Below are 17,093 nucleotides of genomic sequence, written 5' to 3'. Positions count from 1 at the left end.
TTGTTGATACACTGGAATAGTTTAGATAGTTACTATAAGTCTGGTTGAGGAGAATCTTTCATGAAAGCCATGATATTGGCGGCTGGTAAAGGCACTCGCGTTCGTCCCATAACATATACGATTCCCAAACCCCTAATTCCGATTTTACAGAAACCAGTCATGGAGTTTCTCTTAGAACTGCTTCGGCAACATGGTTTCGATCAGATTATGGTCAACGTCAGCCATTTAGCTCACGAAATCGAAGGATATTTTCGTGATGGTCAGCGTTTTGGGGTCGATATTGGCTATTCTTTTGAAGGTAGCATTGTTGATGGTGAGTTGGTGGGTGAGGCAGTGGGTTCGGCTGGAGGCTTAAGAAAGATCCAGGACTTTAATGCTTTTTTCGATGATACTTTTGTAGTCATGTGTGGTGATGCCTTAATCGATTTAGACTTAACCGCAGCCGTTAAACAACATCGAGCCAATGGTGCGATCGCTACAGTAATCACCAAAAAAGTACCCGAAGAGGATGTTTCGAGTTATGGTGTAGTAGTTACAGACGATAAAGGACGGATTAAATCTTTTCAAGAAAAACCTTCCGTAGAAGAAGCTTTAAGCACCGACATCAATACAGGAATCTATATTTTTGAACCAGAAATATTTGATTACATTCCACCCAAGCAAGAATTTGACATTGGTGGAGAGCTATTTCCGAAGTTAGTCGCCAGGCAAGCACCTTTTTATGCCGTTTCAATGGATTTTGAATGGGTAGATATTGGTAAAGTTCCTGATTACTGGCACGCTGTTCGCGCAGTGTTAACTAGAGAAATTAAAAATGTCAACATTCCAGGTACTGAGGTGGCTCCAGGCATCTATACGGGATTAAATATTGCAGTCAATTGGGACAAAGTAGATATTACTGGTCCTGTATACATTGGCGGAATGACTAAGATTGAGGATGGAGCAAAAATTATCGGTCCAGCGATGATCGGTCCAAATTGTTATATATGTAGTGGAGCAACCGTAGACAACAGCGTGATTTTTGAATATTCTCGCTTAGGAGAAGGTATTCGCTTGGTGGACAAGCTCGTGTTTGGACGTTATTGCGTTGATAAAACTGGCGCAGCAATCGATCTACAAGCAGCAGCTTTAGATTGGCTGATTACTGATGCTCGTAGCAATCCTTCCGAACAAGAATTAGATGAACATAAAGTAATTAAAGATTTTTTGCGAGAAGATAATTAGGCAGGCACCTAAGCATTCTCAATCTCGGGGGACGCGGCGGTTTTAACTAAATTACTTTTTTTCAGCAATTTTTCAACTTTTGTTGATATAATTACAAAGTCTCGATGGGCTATAACTCAGTTGGTTAGAGTGTCACATTGACATTGTGGAAGTCGGCGGTTCGAGTCCGCCTAGCCCAATACCTAGCAAAGCCTCGGTATCCTTAATTGTGATCTTAGAAGTAGTCGCCAAAAACCCAGAACGGCGAGAGTCGACCCAAAAGCGAATTTCTAAATTAACCGTACTAGCAGCCAGTTCGCAAACCAATATGTCTGGTGTTGGGGTTGCTTCTAATCCTTCGATGTTATCTCAAACTTTGGTAATTACAGCGATCGCTTTACTAATATCTTCTCCATAATCAACTCCTACTGTATTGGCTTTTTCAGCTATAGTCTCAATAACGCTAGTTATAGCAATACGTTAAAGTGTTAAGAGATTACATATTGGCAAATTTTGCACCCATGCAAACTGTAGACTTTAGATTACGATCGTTAAGATGCTTTTGTGTGAAAGTAATACATAGTTTTCCCTACATTATTAATACAAAAATACCATAAGAAAATTAATTGGAATGACTATAAAATGCGCCAACTAGATAAAAATTGCCAACAATTAATATTTAACACGATCGCTAATATTAGTTGGAACAGCATTTTGCACCACATATTTAACAATTTTTCCTGCCACATCTATTTTTGTCGCTTTTTCAATTCTTTCTAAGGCAGGTGAAGAATTTACTTCCATGACTACCGGGCCATGATTGGAACGGAGTAAATCTACTCCTGCTACACTTAATCCCAGAGCCTTTGCTGCCTTAATTGCCGTTGTTTTCTCATCAAAAGAAAGAGTAATTTTTTCGGCTTTACCGCCGCGATGTAGATTGGAGCGAAATTTTCTTGTTCCCTGACGCTTCATGGCAGCAATTACCTTGCCTCCAACTACAAAACAGCGTAAATCTATCCCTTCCGCTTCTTTAATGTATTCTTGTACTAAAATGTTGACATCCAAACCTCTAAACGCTTCAATTACTGATTTGGCAGCCTGATAGGTTTCGGCTAAAACCACTCCAATGCCTTGAGTTCCTTCCAAAAGCTTAATTACTAGTGGCGCGCCTCCGACTGTTTCAATCAAACCATCAATATCTTGGGTGGCGTGAGCAAAACCAGTTACAGGTAAACCAACTCCTTCTTTTGCCAAAATTTGTAAACAACGTAGCCGATCGCGACTGCGGGAAATCGCTTGGGATTCGTTACTACTAAATACTCCCATCACTTCAAACTGACGTACCACCGCAGTACCGTAAAAGGTTCGAGAAGCACCAATACGAGGAATGACGGCATCAAAATTTTCGAGCAGATTACCATTAAACATGATGCTAGGACGACAGGAAGTTATATTCATATAGCAGCGCAGGTAAGGAATTACGCGCATTTGATGTCCTTGTTGTTCTCCTGCTTCTTTCAATCTTTTGGTTGAATACAACGAAGCATCTTGAGACAAGATAGCAATTTTCATCTGAATTATTTCCTGAATTAAATTTCGATGATTAGTAGCAATACCTAATATTAGCGATCGCTTAATCACTTTAAATAAAAAATTGACGAGAATCGACATTTAATGACAATGCCAGCATTTCTCGTCAATTAATTATCGCTAATTGTTAGACTTTTTTTAGCGTTATTTATGTTTAATAAATAACGAAACCTAATTCTCTAGCTAGTTTCTAAGCCAATACAGGCTTCGCTACCAAACACTAAATATTCATGTAAGGAATCGGAATTAAAAACTTTACCCTGAGCCTTTGCTAAGAAAGTCCTGCCCTCAACATATTCGTCTACTGTTGTCTCTCTACCGTAAACGTCAAAGGTGACAATCTCATCTACTCCCGAATAGCAAGTTAATCGATCAGATCTAGTTAAATCCCTCGGCACAGATGATGCAACGCGATCGATAATACATAGCCCTCCAGCAAAATTTAAGCTATGCTCTCCTGTCTCATCTTTAACTTTGATTTCGTGAGCAAACTTATATTCATCAGCAAAAGGACCTGAAACCAACTCTTTGCTTAAAATTTCTCTACCTCCTGAAAAACAAGAAATTATTGCAGGAGTAGCTTCTGGCTTAACTTGTCTGGCTGTTGCTGCTTGAGCATTGTAATTCCAGAATGACAAAAAACAAATTAATAGACACAAAAAAGTTTGAATCATAATCAACAGTTCAGACAGTTTTGAAAAGTTGGGAAAATAATGTGGACTTCTTGTAACCTTAAATAAAGTTACAAATTGCTTAGTTTATAGTTAATCTTAGAGCAAATCTAATGTCTCTTGGCTGTTTCTGATGAAAGCAATTAAGAAAGAAGAATCACATTCTCCAGCTAATTTATCGGTATAACGTCAAACAAGTTTGACGTTCGATTCCTCAGGTACGACGTTAATTGATTCAACCTTGTTCAAAATTAAAAGAGAAAAACAACGGTAATATATAAAGCTGCAACTACTAGCTGCACAATCATTACGGGAATACCATATTTCAAAAACTTACTAAACGAAATACGACCACCGTGTAGTTCTGCTACCCCTGCTGCCACAATATTAGAAGACGCTCCCATCAGCGTGCCGTTACCACCTAAAGTTGCACCAAACATCATGGCGTAGAACAAAGGCAAGACTTCTGGAGGAAATTGCCCTTGGAAGCCAGGATTTAAGAATTCTGCCCCGATTAAGCCAACATTAACCAGATATTGTTTGAGTAGAGGAACCATTGCTACTACTAAGGGAATATTCGGAACAACGCTAGATAATAAACCCACTAAAAATAGTAAAGAAATCGAACCAAGGGCAATATTTTTACCTAAAAGAACTGCTAATAATCCTGAAATACCATTTATGACCCCTGTTTTTTCAAGTCCGCCAATTAAGACAAAGGTAGACATAAAAAATAACAAAGTACTCCAGTCAACGTCTCTGAGTATATTATTTACCGTATCGATTTTGCTTTGATTAGCCAGCAATAAAGCCATCGCTGCCCCTAATAAAGCCACTGAAGCAGGTGGAATAGGAGTTGGTAAACTTTCCCCAATCACAAAAAACAGTAAAACTGTTGCTATCAGTGCTCCACCTAACATCAATACTCTTGGGTGATTAATTTTAGGATGAGGCAGAGTATTCATGTCATCCAGTTTCTTGTTCCAGATATCACGAAACAAAAAAGGAGCTAAAACTAGAACTGCACCTACAGCGATCGCGCCACCCAAACTCAATCTCATGAGATAATCGTTAAAGCTGAGATTTATGGCATCTCCCACAATAAAAGTAGCAGGATCGCCAACTAGAGTTAACAATCCTGCACTATTAGCCACAAAAACCATCAAAATCAGCAAAGGCACGAAGTCTATACCTATTTCTTGAGCGATCGGCGGAAGCAAAGGTGCTAGTAGCATCACTGTAGTTGCATTAGGTAAAACAGCGCATATTGGAGTAGTAATAGCAATAACTGCTAATACCAGACGCTTACCCTCACCCTTAGCCATTACCACCATTTGCGTACCTAAGTAAGCAAAAATATTGGTCGGCTCAAAAGCTCTGACTAAGACCATAACTCCGAAAAATAGAGCTAAAGTGGCATGGCTTTGACTGATATAGCCAATTGCCTGACCAAGAGTCATTACATGAGCAAAGATTAGTACCAATGCTCCCAAAAAAGCAGCAATGGTTAAATGCAATCGCTCAGTTAAGATTAAGACAATTACCGTAGTGAAAGTCAGTGCTGCTACTATTGCTGGTAGATTAGTAGATGTCATTTCCATAATAATTTCAATTATTCAATTATTTATAATTGTTGGAATTAAGATCGATATTTGGCACTTAAAGCAATCAGTGACAAACTTGCTGGCAATATTAAACTATCAACTTTGGAGTTGGGCTTAATTGATGAAATTTGAACAAAATTAATCGATGATCGTGGGACAAGATTATCATCGATTAATTTTGTGATTTACCCTACATTGCTCAGTCGATTAAAGCATTGCTGAAAAGACCAAATATGGCGATCGCCTTGACAAATTTGCCATTGTTCAAATAAGTCTTCGACTATTGGCATGATTGGACTAGAGGTAAAAAGTTCAACTCTCAGAGTTGTTAAATAATAACTGTCGGTGATTCTTTGATACCCGTAATCGATTATTTTGCCGATGTTACCAGTTTTCTGGTGTTTAACTATATCTCCGATATTAAGCACAGACATAAGCTTATTTTCCCCATTATTAATTTAATAGTTGCTATCTCATTAATCTCAATTAATCTCCAACTCAAAACTTCTCTCAGCTTTAGTTAGAGACAATAATTAAAAGTATTAATTTGATTTAAGCTGCGACTTGATTACCTGGCGATTTTGGCAACAAAAATCTTGGGGAGTCTTTCTGCCAAGAACACCACTTATCGATTGTGTCTTCAGTAATTGGCTGTATGGAAACGTTTTTTAACCCTCGTACTTTGAGAGTTAAAGAATAAGTAGATTCAGATAACTGGCATCCGTAAGCAATTACCTTGCCGATTTTTCCTGTTCTTCGGTGCTGAACAATATCATTAACGTTAAACATGATTGCACTTTTCCTTGGCGACTAGTTATGATGCTGCGATCGCTTTAAGGAAAAATTAAGTTCCTATGTTAGCAACCTCAGCAACTGAATGTAGAGAGCAGTTAGTAACTAAGGATACTGACAAGAACAACAATAATAAAATTATTATTAAATAAGTTCTCTTCAATCTCCTCTCAATGCCGACGAGGTTAGCTGACGGGCTAGGACTGAGAGATGTCCTTCACTACAAAAATCTGTAGAAATAAGCCCCACAAATGGTTCCCCCGCTCCCTAGTAGAGCTTGATTAAAACAAGCACACCACTATAGACTAGGCTGACTGAACTCTGATATATTTTTGATTTTCTTGGCTAATATGCTAACACAACTGATATGTCTTTTGTGTGTTTTTTTTAGCTCAATTTTGATAAATGATTACATTTTATTAAGCTGAGATAAATAACTTAATTATTCTAAAGCGTCATCATGGGCAAAACGGCGAAAGAGAAAATCGAGAGCCTGATTACGCAATTCAAAATATTGAGGATTTTCCATCATCTTTTGGCGATCGCGAGGACGAGCAAAGGGAATATCTAAGATTTCTCCAATATTAGCCGCTGGACCATTGGTCATCATTACTAAGCGATCGCACAAGAATAAAGCCTCATCGATATCATGAGTAATCATTAATACTGTTGCGCGATGAGCTTGCCAGATTTTGAGCAATTCTTCCTGCATTTCTTCTCTAGTAATAGGATCTAACGCCCCAAAAGGTTCGTCCATAATTAAAACTTCAGGACGAGTTGCCAAGGCACGAGCGATCGCCACTCGCTGTTTCATTCCCCCTGAGAGTTGAGCGGGTTTTTTATTAATTGCTTCGGTTAAATCAACTAATTCTAAATGTTCTAAAGTAATATCTTTTTTTTCTTGAGCAGATTTATGTTTATAAACTTGTTCTACAGCTAAATATACGTTTTCATAGGCGGTTTTCCAGGGTAGCAGAGAATAGTTTTGAAAAATTACCATGCGATCGGGTCCAGGCTCGGTAATACGTTGATTTTTGAGTCTTATCTCCCCTTGACTGGGTTTATTTAATCCCGATACCATACTCAAAAGAGTAGATTTACCGCAACCAGAATGACCAATAACGCAGATAAACTCACCTTCTCGAATACTTAAATTTACATTTTCCAAAACCGTGTAACTACCTTTAGCCGTAGGATAAACTTTGGCAACGCCATCAAATTCTAAAAAGGTTGCAGAATTGGTAGCGGAAATCTGAGCGGGTAAAGTGCTGTTATAAATTTGCATAAAGAAAGGATAAATGATGAATGTTGTTTTTGTCTGTCATGATGTTTCATTATGTTTGAGGACTAATGACGGGTTGACAAACGCAAGACTTACGCACTGACTGCTAATGAATCAAGAGAAACTTCTTCTATTTTTATTTCCCGTTTAATTTTTAGTCCTTGCAAATATTCAATGGGGTTATCAGGACTAAAAATACTCCCATCAGATAGCTGAAAAGAATTTCTTTCTGGCTCTAAGCCCGGGAGATTTAACTGTCTAGCTGCTTCAAAATAAACATCATTTCTTCTCACTCTGTCTAAAACATCAATCCAGTTGCGAGGAAAAGGAACAATTCCCCAACGTGCCATTTGGACTAAAATCCATAATCCTTCAACGCGACTAGGACAGTTGGTTTTGTTGACATAAAATTCGTTATATTTCAAAAGCATTTGAGGAGGTTCGTCAGTTCCTCGGCTGTAGGGATCGATAAAACCAGGACGGGTGTATTCTGGTGCAGAATTTACATATTGAGGTTGACAGATTAATTGCAAAATTTCTTCGCGATGACGGCGATCGTCACAATATTCACAGGCTTCCATCAAAGCTTTGACTAAAGCAACGTGGGCTTCAGGATATTTATTTGCCCATTCTTCTTTCACCCCTAGAACTTTTTCCAGATGACTCTGCCAAATATCTAAGTCAGTGGCAATCACAAAACCCAGGTTTTCGTAAACAGCGCGAGAATTCCAAGGTTCACCTACACAATAGCCATCGATGTTTCCCGCTTTAAGATTAGCTACCATTTGTGGTGGTGGAATTACCGTTAGCTTGACATCGAGATCGGGATCGATTCCTCCAGAAGCCAACCAATACCGCAACATTAAGTTATGCATGGAAGAAGGATGAACCATACCCAAAGTATGAACGCTGTCTCGATCTTGTGCGATCGCACCTTTAAAATCTGCTAAATTCCTCACCCCCTGTTCGTAAAAACTTTTTCTAAGAGTAATCGCGTTACCGTTGCGGGATAAAGTCAAAGCTGTAACCGTAGGTGAGGGGGGCTTATTACCCATACCCAGAGAAAGGGATAAAGGCATTCCTGCTACCATTTGGGCTGCGTCTAATCTTCCGCTAGTAACTCCTTCGGCGATCGCTTTCCAGCTAGGTTCTCTATTTAGATTTACTTGAGTTAAACCATGTTTGGCAAAAAAGCCTTTTTCTTTGGCAACTACTAAAGGGGCGCAGTCGGTTAAGGGAATAAAGCCAATTTCTAAATTAATTTTTTCTAAGCCTCTACCAGAAATAATTGCCGGGGCTTTAAGCTGGCGTTTTTTGGCTTTTTTCTGTTGATTAAGAAAATAAACAATATCTCCCCGTAAAGCATAATAACTGGGATGGTTAACTACCTCTAAACGTTCTCTGGGGCGAGGAATGGGAACGTTTAGAATTTGACCGACATGGGATTCAGGACCATTGGTTAACATGACAATGCGATCTGCTAGTAACAAAGCTTCATCCGCATCGTGAGTAACCATTAAACAGGTAACTTGATGTTCTTGGCAGATTTTCATCAACTGCTCTTGCAAACTACCTCTGGTTAAAGCATCTAACGCTCCAAAAGGTTCATCGAGTAAGAGTAACTTAGGACGAATAGCCAAAGCACGAGCGATCGCCACACGTTGTTTCATTCCCCCTGAAAGTTCTACTGGTCTTTTGTCGGCTGCCTGACGCAGGTTAACCATATCGATATGTTCTTCGACGATGGCACGACGCTCTTTAGAAGATTTTTTACCATAAACTTGATTAACCGCCAGGGCAATATTTTGTCTGACCGTTTTCCAGGGTAGTAAAGAATAATTTTGAAAGACTACCATGCGATCGGGGCCAGGATCTTTGACTTGCTTATTTTCTAAGATAATTCCGCCCTGAGTTGGTTTGTCTAGTCCCGCTACTATGTTGAGCAGAGTCGACTTACCACAGCCCGAATGTCCCAGCAGACAAACAAATTCTCCCTGCTTAATTTCTAGATTAATGTTTTTTAAAGCAATGTACTTGCCTCCGTTAGCCAGAGGAAACACTTTATCAACGTGATCTACTTCAAGAAATGCAGTCATTATTTTTGAGGGAATAGTTATTTACTACTTACTACTTGCTACTGTTGTTGTTCTGAGGGAACGACCCAAGAAGCGATCGAACTAACCAAGCGATCGAGAATTAAACCGACGACACCGACATAAATCAAAGCAATGATAATTTCGCTTAATTGAGAACTGTTATAAGAATCCCAAATAAAGAAGCCGATTCCCACACCGCCAACTAGCATTTCTGCTGCTATGATTGCTAGCCAAGAAAGACCAATGCCAATTCTTAACCCTGAAAAAATATAGGGAACAGCAGCAGGAAACATAATTTCCCAAAAGTATTTAGTTCCCGATAAACGCAACACTTTGGCAACATTTTTGTAATCTTGGGGAATTTGCTGCACCCCTACCGTAGTATTAATGATGATCGGCCAAATTGCCGTAATAAAAATCACAAAAATTGCTGAGGGGTTAGCTTCTTCAAAAGCAGCTAGAGCGATCGGCAACCAAGCTAAAGGTGGAACAGTCCGCAATACCTGAAAGATGGGATCGACTGCATCGTACATAAAAGCATTAGAACCAATTAAAATGCCCAAACCAATCCCGACAATTGCAGCCAAACTATAACCAATTGCTACCCTTTGTAAGCTAGCTAGTATCTGCCAAAATAAGCCTTTATCCGTACCTCCGTTATCAAAAAATGGATCGAAAATAAGATTGGAAGTATCTTGAAAAGTTTTTAAAGGACTGGGCAAATTAGCATCAGGACTACTACATAAAGCCTGCCAAAGAGTCAAAATAAATAGCAGCGCACAAATAGGAGCTAATAATTTTCTGGGTGGTTGTTTAATTAGGGAAACGAAGAAATTAGGTTTCTTAACAGAATTGTCGAGATTAACTGTCATGATGAATTAACCCAAATAAAAAGTAGTGAAGTAGGCTAGAAAGAAAAGCTAATAGCTATTAGCTTTTAGCTAAAAAATTAGGCTTTTTTAATTTTCAAACTGTCCAAATAAGCCTGAGGATTTGCAGGATCGAACTTGACACCATCAAAGAAAGTCTCAACACCACGAGAATCACTCTGGGGAATTTCAGCCTCAGCTACTTTAATTGCTTTAGCAGCTTCTTTCCAAATATCAGAACGATTAACTTTATCGACTAAAGCTTTGGTATCGGTATCAGCAGGAATGTAACCCCAACGAATATCTTCTGTCAAAAACCAAAGATCGTGACTCTTGTAGGGATAAGATGCATTATCTTTCCAGAATTTCATTGATATGTCGGGATTATTAATAGTGCGTCCATCGCCGTAGTCAATTTTGCCTTGCATTCTGCCAATAATATCTTCGACTGGCACTTTAAACCATTTATCTTGAGAAACAATCTCGCACATTTCTTGTTTATTTTCTGGTTTATCACACCATTGTTGCGCTTCCAATACAGCTTTGGTCAAGGCTTTCGCAGCTTTAGGATTTTTATCTACCCAATCAGCCCGTAGAGCAAAAGCTTTTTCGGGGTGATTTTTCCAAATTTCTCCAGTAACTAAAGCAGTGTAACCTTGCTCTTGGTTAACTAACTGCGCGTTCCAAGGTTCGCCTACACAAAAAGTTTCCATTGCCCCAATTTTCATATTGGCAACCATTTGGGGTGGAGGTACAGGAATTACTGAAATGTCTTGTTCGGGATCGACACCCCCAGCAGCTAACCAATAACGCATCCATAAATCATGTGTTCCACCAGGAAAAGTCATAGCTGCATTTAATTCTTTGTCATTAGACTTAGCTTGAGCAAAAAGCTGTTGCATTTTAGAGCTATCGAGTCCAACTTTTAAATCCAAATAGTCTTCACTTACAGAAATTGCCTGACCGTTAGTATTTAATCTTGCCATAATATACATGGGTACAGGCTGTTTCGTAATCGTCCCCAATGTCATTAAATAGGGCATAGGAGTTAAAATATGCGCCCCATCAATTCCGCCACCATCTGAACCCAGCTCAATATTATCTCTGGTTACGGGCCAAGAAGCTTGTTTTAGAACTTCTACTTCTGACATACCGTATTTAGCAAATAATCCTTTTTCTTGAGCAATTACTAAAGGTGCTGCATCAGTAAGGGCAATAAATCCTAGTTTTGCGGTAGTTACTTCTGGAGTTTCTTCAGGACTAAGATTGGCTACTGGTTGGGCTACAGGATCGGTGGTAGAACTTGATTCGGCAGTTTCATTAGATGAACTACAACCATGTACCAACAAAGTACCAGCAGCAGTTACACCAGCTGTAAAAATGAATTTGCGACGAGACAGTTTGGACATAATAAACCGTAAATTGCAAAAGAGAAAATAGGCGTTAAATAGACGTTAAGGCGATAAATTTGCTAACAATTGAGTATTGTTGATTAAAATTCATAAGTAATCATCAATAGTTTAATATTTTAACTAGCAAATTTATTGAATTTGTTTGGTAGTTAATTTGTCTGAAATTAGCATTTAAAAATGCTCAAAAAACAATAAATCATCATTAAGATTTAGGATGTTTGATTGAGATTGATAATTTTAAACAGAGAAATTGAATGCATACGTTGAATCAAAATATAGTGTTTTTCAATTGAGTCTTACCTTCCTTGTTAAGAAAACAAATAAAAATGTTTAGAATTAAAATGGATCGAACTTATAATTAATAGCTTTGACTAAAGTATTTAGCGGTTGCTACTTGTATACGTTAAATAAGAGAATCACATTGAAATAATTAACTTTTTGTAGCTTATGTTACATAAGATTTATTATTTTGTATTTAATGCATAAATTTAATGTATTTTATGCATAATATAGTATGTATAAAATCTTTGTACGAGAAAACTGGTAAATTTATCAAAAATGGCTTCATTGAGAATATTCATACCTTTTTCATGAGAGCATATGAACCAAAATTACTGATAGCTATATGCCCGTGCATGACTAGCCCTAAAGGATTAGCCCTAAAGGATTAGCTCCTTACGTCGCGTCCTCCTTACGTCCTAAAGGATACCGCTCCGCGACACGAAGTTAGTCCTTTAGGGCATATCGCGTCCTTCGCGTCGTCCTTTAGGACGAGCAGTTGTATGAATTGATTGATATCTTCAAATTAGCTTTGGCTTCAGATATATTTAACTAATATTTAATTGACATAGGAAATAATTTGCTTCAAGCGATCGCCAAGAAACTTACTATCTATTGCTCAAGCAGCCGTAATTATTAGTAATACAGAAAAGTTGAGTAAGCAAATCGGCTATGATTAGGCTTATTTAGATTACGCCCAATTCTGGCTCAGTGGTGTTAAAACCGATAAAGTTAGCTTTTGAAGCGTAATATATTCTAATGTAATTTGCCATTGTGGAGAGCAACAGTCTTGAGCAAGTTATTAAAATTGAAGCATTTATTTAGTTTTTGTCTTAGCTTGATTTTTTTAATATTTGTTAATGGTATTTTTATCCCAACTAAAGCTAATGTAGCCCTACAAACTCCGCCAAATATTTTATTTATTCTGACCGACGATCTCGATGCTGCTGCGGTTGACTATATGCCCCAAGTAAAATCTCTGCTTGCTGATGGAGGAACTAGCTTTAGCAACTATTTTGTCAATATTTCTCTTTGTTGCCCATCTAGAGCCACTATCTTAAGGGGTCAGTATGCTCATAATACGGGAGTTTATACGAATAGAAAGCTTGATGGTAGTTTTATTTATCTATACCGACACGGTTTAGATAAATCGACGATCGCCACCTGGCTACAACGAAAAGGTTATCGCAATGCATACATTGGCAAATATTTTAATGGCTATCCTCGTCAGGCACCCAAAACTTATGTACCCCCAGGTTGGGATGAATGGTACAGTCCGATTTATGATAGTGGTTATTTAGGTTACAACTATAATCTCAATGAAAATGGCACTTTAGTTAGTTATGGCGATCGCCCTGAGGACTACAGTGCGGATGTCTATACCCATAAAGCCCAACAGTTTATTACTCAAGCAGCTAAAGATCGACGACCTTTCTTTGCTTATATTTCCTATTTTGCACCTCATCAACCAGCAATTGCTGCACCCCGTCATAGCCAATTATTTCCTGAAGCGTTTGCACCTCGTACTCCCTCTTTTAATGAAGCAGATGTTAGTGATAAACCTGAATATATTCGCAACTTACCGCTTTTAAGCCAGCCAAAACAAGATAAAATCGATCGACTTTACCAGCGAAGATTGCGATCGCTCCAGGCAGTAGATGAAGGTTTAGTTACCCTAGTCAATACTCTTGAAGCTAATCATCAATTAGAAAACACTTATATCATTTTTACCTCAGATAATGGTTTTCACCTCGGTCAACATCGTTTACACCCCGCAAAGGAGACAGCCTACGAAGAGGATATTCATTTACCTCTTTATATAAGAGGACCAGATGTTCGGGCTGGTAAAATCATTAATAAAATCGTTAGTAATGTTGATTTAGCGCCAACTTTTGCTGAACTTGCGGGGGCAAAAATGCCAAATTTCGTGGATGGTCGTTCTTTAGTTGGATTATTTCGTCGTCACGCTTCTTTTCCTCTTGCTTGGAGACAAGCTCTTTTTCTGCAACACCGACGAAACCCCGAATTAAACCAAGAATCAGCTAATTTTATTCCTGATTACAAAGGTCTACGGACTTCTCACTGTACTTATGTTAAATATGGCAATGGCGAGCAAGAATTATACAACCTAAGACAAGATCCCGATCAGCTGCAAAATTTAGCTAAAGTAATTCAGCCCAAAATCATCAAACAATATGCTCGACAACTGGTTCGTCTGAGTAAGTGTCAACAAAACACCTGTCGCCAGGTAGAGCTTCAACCCTTACCAGATTGCACTACTCCGACATAAGCTTTTAACCACTCAAAGGAAAGTGAACGATCACCACCGAAATATCCTCATGGGAACGGGCGATCGCTGTGGGGATAGTGCCAACAACTGAACGACCGCGAATTCTTGCCTGCGCAGTTTTGACTGGTAAGAGTAGTAAGTCGTTTTTATAAATCTTTTGAGAAACTTCTTTAATAAAGTTGCCTTGGGCTTGACCAATTAAAGTTGGAGAATTTAGGTTCGCTAATTCTTGGGGAGACAGTTGAGCTTGCTTTTTGCTAACTACGATTAATACTTCGAGACTGGTTTTAAGTTCGCTAGCTAGCATTTTGGCAATACTCAAAGTTTGCTCAAATTCCTCTGACAGTGCTTGCCTTTTGGTGATAGCTAAAAATACCCTTTCAGAGTTGGCAATGGGTTGAACAAAGTGAGCGATTAAAACGGGGATTGATAATTGCAATGCCACATTATCGATCGTACTACCGAGGAAATTGTCTTGATAAGTAGAATAACCCTTCCAACCACAGACTACCAGACTAGCATCCCGTTCGATCGCCGTACGTACGATACCGCGATAGATGGCATCGTCTACTCTACCAATGGTTTCTACACTCGCATTAGCAGCATGAGCTAGGGTTTCGGCTGTTTCTAGTAGCTGTCGCTGTTGTATTCTTGCTTCTGGGGAAACAGTTCCCTCGCGATCGCTCAAAACGTTTAGAGGTAATAAAGTTCCATCAGCTGTTTTAGCTAAAATGAGCGCCAAATTTAACAGATTATCTTCGTTATTAGGGTTGGCTACAGGAACTAAAACCCTTTGGGCTAAAACTTTGGTTCGGTTTTGCGAGTCGGGAATTTTTTCGGCAGTTGTAATTTGCCGCCCCCACCTTTGTGTTACCAAAGGAGAAGCAATACAGGTAAAAAGAATCATTGCCACAATACCATTTACCGTAGTACGGTCAACCAGTTCTATTTCGTAGGCCACAGTAATAGCAGCTAAAGTCGAAGCAGCCTGAGCGAGCGATAGTCCAAACATGACCATAACGCTCTCGAATTTATAGCCAAACCATTTCCCCGCACCCCAAGCAGCAACAAATTTACTAATTAACTCTGCCCCAATCATCACCGCTGCAATAACTAAAGATCTGGGTTCACGGATTAAGATTAGAGGATCGATCAACATCCCTACCGAAATCAGAAAAAATGGCACAAATAAAGTATTGCCAATAAACTGAATTCGATTCATCAAGGGGCTTAATTGAGGAATCAGAGGAGTTAAAGCAATTCCTGCTAAAAATGCCCCAATAATTGGCTCGACTTCAATTAAACCGGCAATGTACGAAACCACAAACAAAGTTGCCAGAACAAAGATAAATTCGGCACTCTCATCATGTCCAAATTTATGAAAGAACCACCGTCCAATTTTGGGGACACCCCACAGGGTAGCAAAAGTGTAGAGAGCCAAAGCGGGAATGAGAAACAACCAAAAACTTAGAGTAAGCTGTCCTTCATAAGCTTTAACTACTACTGCTAACACTAATAAGGCTAAAACATTGGTAATTAAAGTTCCCCCGAGGGTAACGTTGACCGCAGAAGCCCGCATAATCCCTAATTTGCTCAGCACAGGCAAAGCCAGCAAAGTATGAGAGGCAAAACAAGAAGCCACCAGTACCGCTGCTAACCAACCGTATCCCAACAGCATCATTGCAGCCGTACCCAAAACCATCGGGGCAACAAAGGTAGCCAGACCAAAAACTATCGCCTTATCTCCATTGTCTTTGAGATCGTCCAGGCTGGTTTCTAGACCAGCCATAAACATTAAAAACAATAGACCAATCGTACCTAGTAAGATAATGTTGCTGCTTCTTTCTAATAATCCCAAACCTTCTGGCCCGACGATTACTCCAGCTAAAATTAAGCCAACAATACCAGGAAGACGCAATCTTTCAAATACTAGAGGTGCAACTAGCATAATTGCCAAAATTATTAAAAAAACGGCCACAGGGTCCTTAACTGGTTCAAAACCCTGAGAAAAAACCGCAAAAATTATCATAGGTAAGATTAAATTAAATTGTTTAGTTACTCATAGCAATTGTCTGGTGCAAATGGCCAAAAAATACCTTTATTGAAAGTCAACTAACAACAAATGGCTGCTACGATTAGACCGATCAACCATCATCTTAATCTAGGTTTTTTTTTATTTGTTTAGTTTAAAAAGCAAAGGAATAACCAGCCACTAAACGTAATTCGTTGCGATCGCCTTCTTCTCCTGCAATGTCTCCCTGCAATCCCAGATCGAGAACGCTTTGATAACCTATTTGTTGACGCAATCCTATTCCTAAAGAAACTACTGCATCATCATCTTCTACTTCACTAGCTCTTATTGCGGCTTCGGCTAAAAAAGTACGGGTAAAGTTTTCAGGATAACCTATTGGTCGAGAATAACCCAGGATCGCCCCAGGCACAAACGACCGTTCATTGTCTTCGGTAGCAGTAGTAAAATTAGCATCTAAATTAAGATGTAAACGGTTATATTGCCCAACAGTTTTACTCGCAATACCCCGCAGACGAAAATCTACGCCTCGAGAATCTCTTCCCGTAGGAAAAGCAGCGTCGCCTCGAATCGCCAAAGCAGGAGTATTATTATATTCGCGGTTAAAATTATGTAAAGCTCCTACGGAGAGATCGCCGATATTAAATTCTGTTTCGTTGTCCTCTTCTTCAATACTAGGATCGATGCCGATATTGAAATGAGTGTTGGGGGCAAAACCATAAAGATACTCGATTTCAAATTCACCCCCAACAGATTTTCCTTCGGGAATAATTAAAGCTGCGCCTAAATCTATTGCTTGTTCGCGAAAACCAATGGAGTCGGCATCATCGAAATTAAGAGGACGATTAGCATCAATATTATTATGATCCACAGCTAGGACGCGATCGCTTGACGAAATGACCATAGCGATCGCACCTAGCAACGCTAAGGAAGGAATTTTTGATAACTGCATAGAGGTTTTAATTAAGTAATT

The 17,093-nt window shown here is 39.1% G+C and carries 14 protein-coding genes, 1 tRNA gene and 1 riboswitch; of the genes, 4 read left to right on the top strand and 11 right to left on the bottom strand.

The window, feature by feature from the left end; all coding sequences use genetic code 11:
* The first annotated feature begins 60 nt into the window (after window positions 1–60).
* The 3 genes from V6C71_22650 to V6C71_22640 all read left to right on the top strand — a co-directional run bounded on the left by V6C71_22650 (window position 61) and on the right by V6C71_22640 (window position 1,621).
* Complete coding sequence (locus V6C71_22650) at window positions 61–1,224, top strand: NDP-sugar synthase (GenBank protein ID HEY9771259.1); 1,164 nt, start codon at window positions 61–63, stop codon at window positions 1,222–1,224.
* 105 nt (window positions 1,225–1,329) lie between these two features.
* Window positions 1,330–1,403, top strand: a tRNA-Val gene (locus V6C71_22645).
* Window positions 1,370–1,621, top strand: a complete 252-nt coding sequence (locus V6C71_22640) for a hypothetical protein (GenBank protein ID HEY9771258.1) — start codon at window positions 1,370–1,372, stop codon at window positions 1,619–1,621. The genes V6C71_22645 and V6C71_22640 overlap by 34 nt, the downstream gene beginning before the upstream one ends.
* A gap of 254 nt (window positions 1,622–1,875) precedes the next feature.
* On the opposite strand, the gene rimK is transcribed toward V6C71_22640, so the two are convergent.
* The 9 genes from rimK to V6C71_22595 all read right to left on the bottom strand — a co-directional run bounded on the left by rimK (window position 1,876) and on the right by V6C71_22595 (window position 11,519).
* Window positions 1,876–2,877, bottom strand: coding sequence for a 30S ribosomal protein S6--L-glutamate ligase (rimK, locus tag V6C71_22635; GenBank protein HEY9771257.1), 1,002 nt, complete (start codon window positions 2,875–2,877; stop codon window positions 1,876–1,878).
* 98 nt (window positions 2,878–2,975) lie between these two features.
* Complete coding sequence (locus V6C71_22630) at window positions 2,976–3,470, bottom strand: hypothetical protein (GenBank protein ID HEY9771256.1); 495 nt, start codon at window positions 3,468–3,470, stop codon at window positions 2,976–2,978.
* 248 nt (window positions 3,471–3,718) lie between these two features.
* Complete coding sequence (locus V6C71_22625; protein HEY9771255.1) at window positions 3,719–5,062, bottom strand: ArsB/NhaD family transporter; 1,344 nt, start codon at window positions 5,060–5,062, stop codon at window positions 3,719–3,721.
* A gap of 194 nt (window positions 5,063–5,256) precedes the next feature.
* A complete protein-coding gene (locus V6C71_22620; protein HEY9771254.1) occupies window positions 5,257–5,505 on the bottom strand; it encodes a hypothetical protein in 249 nt (82 codons plus the stop codon).
* Between the two features lie 118 nt (window positions 5,506–5,623).
* The gene (locus V6C71_22615) at window positions 5,624–5,860 is read right to left on the bottom strand and encodes a hypothetical protein (GenBank protein HEY9771253.1); all 237 of its coding nucleotides are present in this window, start codon (window positions 5,858–5,860) and stop codon (window positions 5,624–5,626) included.
* Window positions 5,861–6,022: 162 nt separating this feature from the next.
* Window positions 6,023–6,166, bottom strand: a riboswitch (cyclic di-AMP (ydaO/yuaA leader).
* A 139-nt stretch (window positions 6,167–6,305) separates the two neighbouring features.
* Window positions 6,306–7,148, bottom strand: a complete 843-nt coding sequence (locus V6C71_22610; protein ID HEY9771252.1) for a nitrate ABC transporter ATP-binding protein — start codon at window positions 7,146–7,148, stop codon at window positions 6,306–6,308.
* Between the two features lie 89 nt (window positions 7,149–7,237).
* Window positions 7,238–9,241, bottom strand: coding sequence for a nitrate ABC transporter ATP-binding protein (locus V6C71_22605; GenBank protein HEY9771251.1), 2,004 nt, complete (start codon window positions 9,239–9,241; stop codon window positions 7,238–7,240).
* Window positions 9,242–9,279: 38 nt separating this feature from the next.
* The gene (ntrB, locus tag V6C71_22600; GenBank protein HEY9771250.1) at window positions 9,280–10,113 is read right to left on the bottom strand and encodes a nitrate ABC transporter permease; all 834 of its coding nucleotides are present in this window, start codon (window positions 10,111–10,113) and stop codon (window positions 9,280–9,282) included.
* 77 nt (window positions 10,114–10,190) lie between these two features.
* Window positions 10,191–11,519: a CmpA/NrtA family ABC transporter substrate-binding protein gene (locus V6C71_22595; protein HEY9771249.1), complete on the bottom strand. Its 1,329-nt coding sequence runs from the start codon at window positions 11,517–11,519 to the stop codon at window positions 10,191–10,193.
* A gap of 1,072 nt (window positions 11,520–12,591) precedes the next feature.
* Between V6C71_22595 and V6C71_22590 the strand changes: the two genes are divergently transcribed.
* Window positions 12,592–14,091 carry a sulfatase gene (locus V6C71_22590; protein ID HEY9771248.1) on the top strand — a complete coding sequence of 500 codons (1,500 nt, stop codon included), beginning with the start codon at window positions 12,592–12,594 and terminating at the stop codon, window positions 14,089–14,091.
* A gap of 4 nt (window positions 14,092–14,095) precedes the next feature.
* Here V6C71_22590 and V6C71_22585 read toward each other — a convergent pair whose 3' ends face one another.
* Together V6C71_22585 and V6C71_22580 are read right to left on the bottom strand one after the other, a co-directional pair.
* Entirely contained in the window at window positions 14,096–16,120 is a 2,025-nt protein-coding gene (locus V6C71_22585; GenBank protein HEY9771247.1) for a cation:proton antiporter, read from the bottom strand.
* A 157-nt stretch (window positions 16,121–16,277) separates the two neighbouring features.
* Window positions 16,278–17,072, bottom strand: coding sequence for a transporter (locus V6C71_22580; GenBank protein ID HEY9771246.1), 795 nt, complete (start codon window positions 17,070–17,072; stop codon window positions 16,278–16,280).
* Window positions 17,073–17,093: the final 21 nt, after the last annotated feature.

The sequence above is a fragment of the Coleofasciculaceae cyanobacterium genome (assembly GCA_036703275.1).
Classification (GTDB): domain Bacteria; phylum Cyanobacteriota; class Cyanobacteriia; order Cyanobacteriales; family Xenococcaceae; genus Waterburya.
This window is presented reverse-complemented; position numbering and strand designations above follow the sequence as displayed.

Bases quoted from the DNA above. Each gene is read 5' to 3' on its own strand.
- V6C71_22650 (HEY9771259.1), top strand. From the start codon at position 61: ATGAAAGCCATGATATTGGCGGCTGGTAAAGGCACTCGCGTTCGTCCC.
- rimK (HEY9771257.1), bottom strand. From the start codon at position 2,877: ATGTCGATTCTCGTCAATTTTTTATTTAAAGTGATTAAGCGATCGCTA.
- V6C71_22630 (HEY9771256.1), bottom strand. From the start codon at position 3,470: ATGATTCAAACTTTTTTGTGTCTATTAATTTGTTTTTTGTCATTCTGG.
- V6C71_22625 (HEY9771255.1), bottom strand. From the start codon at position 5,062: ATGACATCTACTAATCTACCAGCAATAGTAGCAGCACTGACTTTCACT.
- V6C71_22620 (HEY9771254.1), bottom strand. From the start codon at position 5,505: ATGTCTGTGCTTAATATCGGAGATATAGTTAAACACCAGAAAACTGGT.
- V6C71_22615 (HEY9771253.1), bottom strand. From the start codon at position 5,860: ATGTTTAACGTTAATGATATTGTTCAGCACCGAAGAACAGGAAAAATC.
- V6C71_22610 (HEY9771252.1), bottom strand. From the start codon at position 7,148: ATGCAAATTTATAACAGCACTTTACCCGCTCAGATTTCCGCTACCAAT.
- V6C71_22605 (HEY9771251.1), bottom strand. From the start codon at position 9,241: ATGACTGCATTTCTTGAAGTAGATCACGTTGATAAAGTGTTTCCTCTG.
- ntrB (HEY9771250.1), bottom strand. From the start codon at position 10,113: ATGACAGTTAATCTCGACAATTCTGTTAAGAAACCTAATTTCTTCGTT.
- V6C71_22595 (HEY9771249.1), bottom strand. From the start codon at position 11,519: ATGTCCAAACTGTCTCGTCGCAAATTCATTTTTACAGCTGGTGTAACT.
- V6C71_22585 (HEY9771247.1), bottom strand. From the start codon at position 16,120: ATGATAATTTTTGCGGTTTTTTCTCAGGGTTTTGAACCAGTTAAGGAC.
- V6C71_22580 (HEY9771246.1), bottom strand. From the start codon at position 17,072: ATGCAGTTATCAAAAATTCCTTCCTTAGCGTTGCTAGGTGCGATCGCT.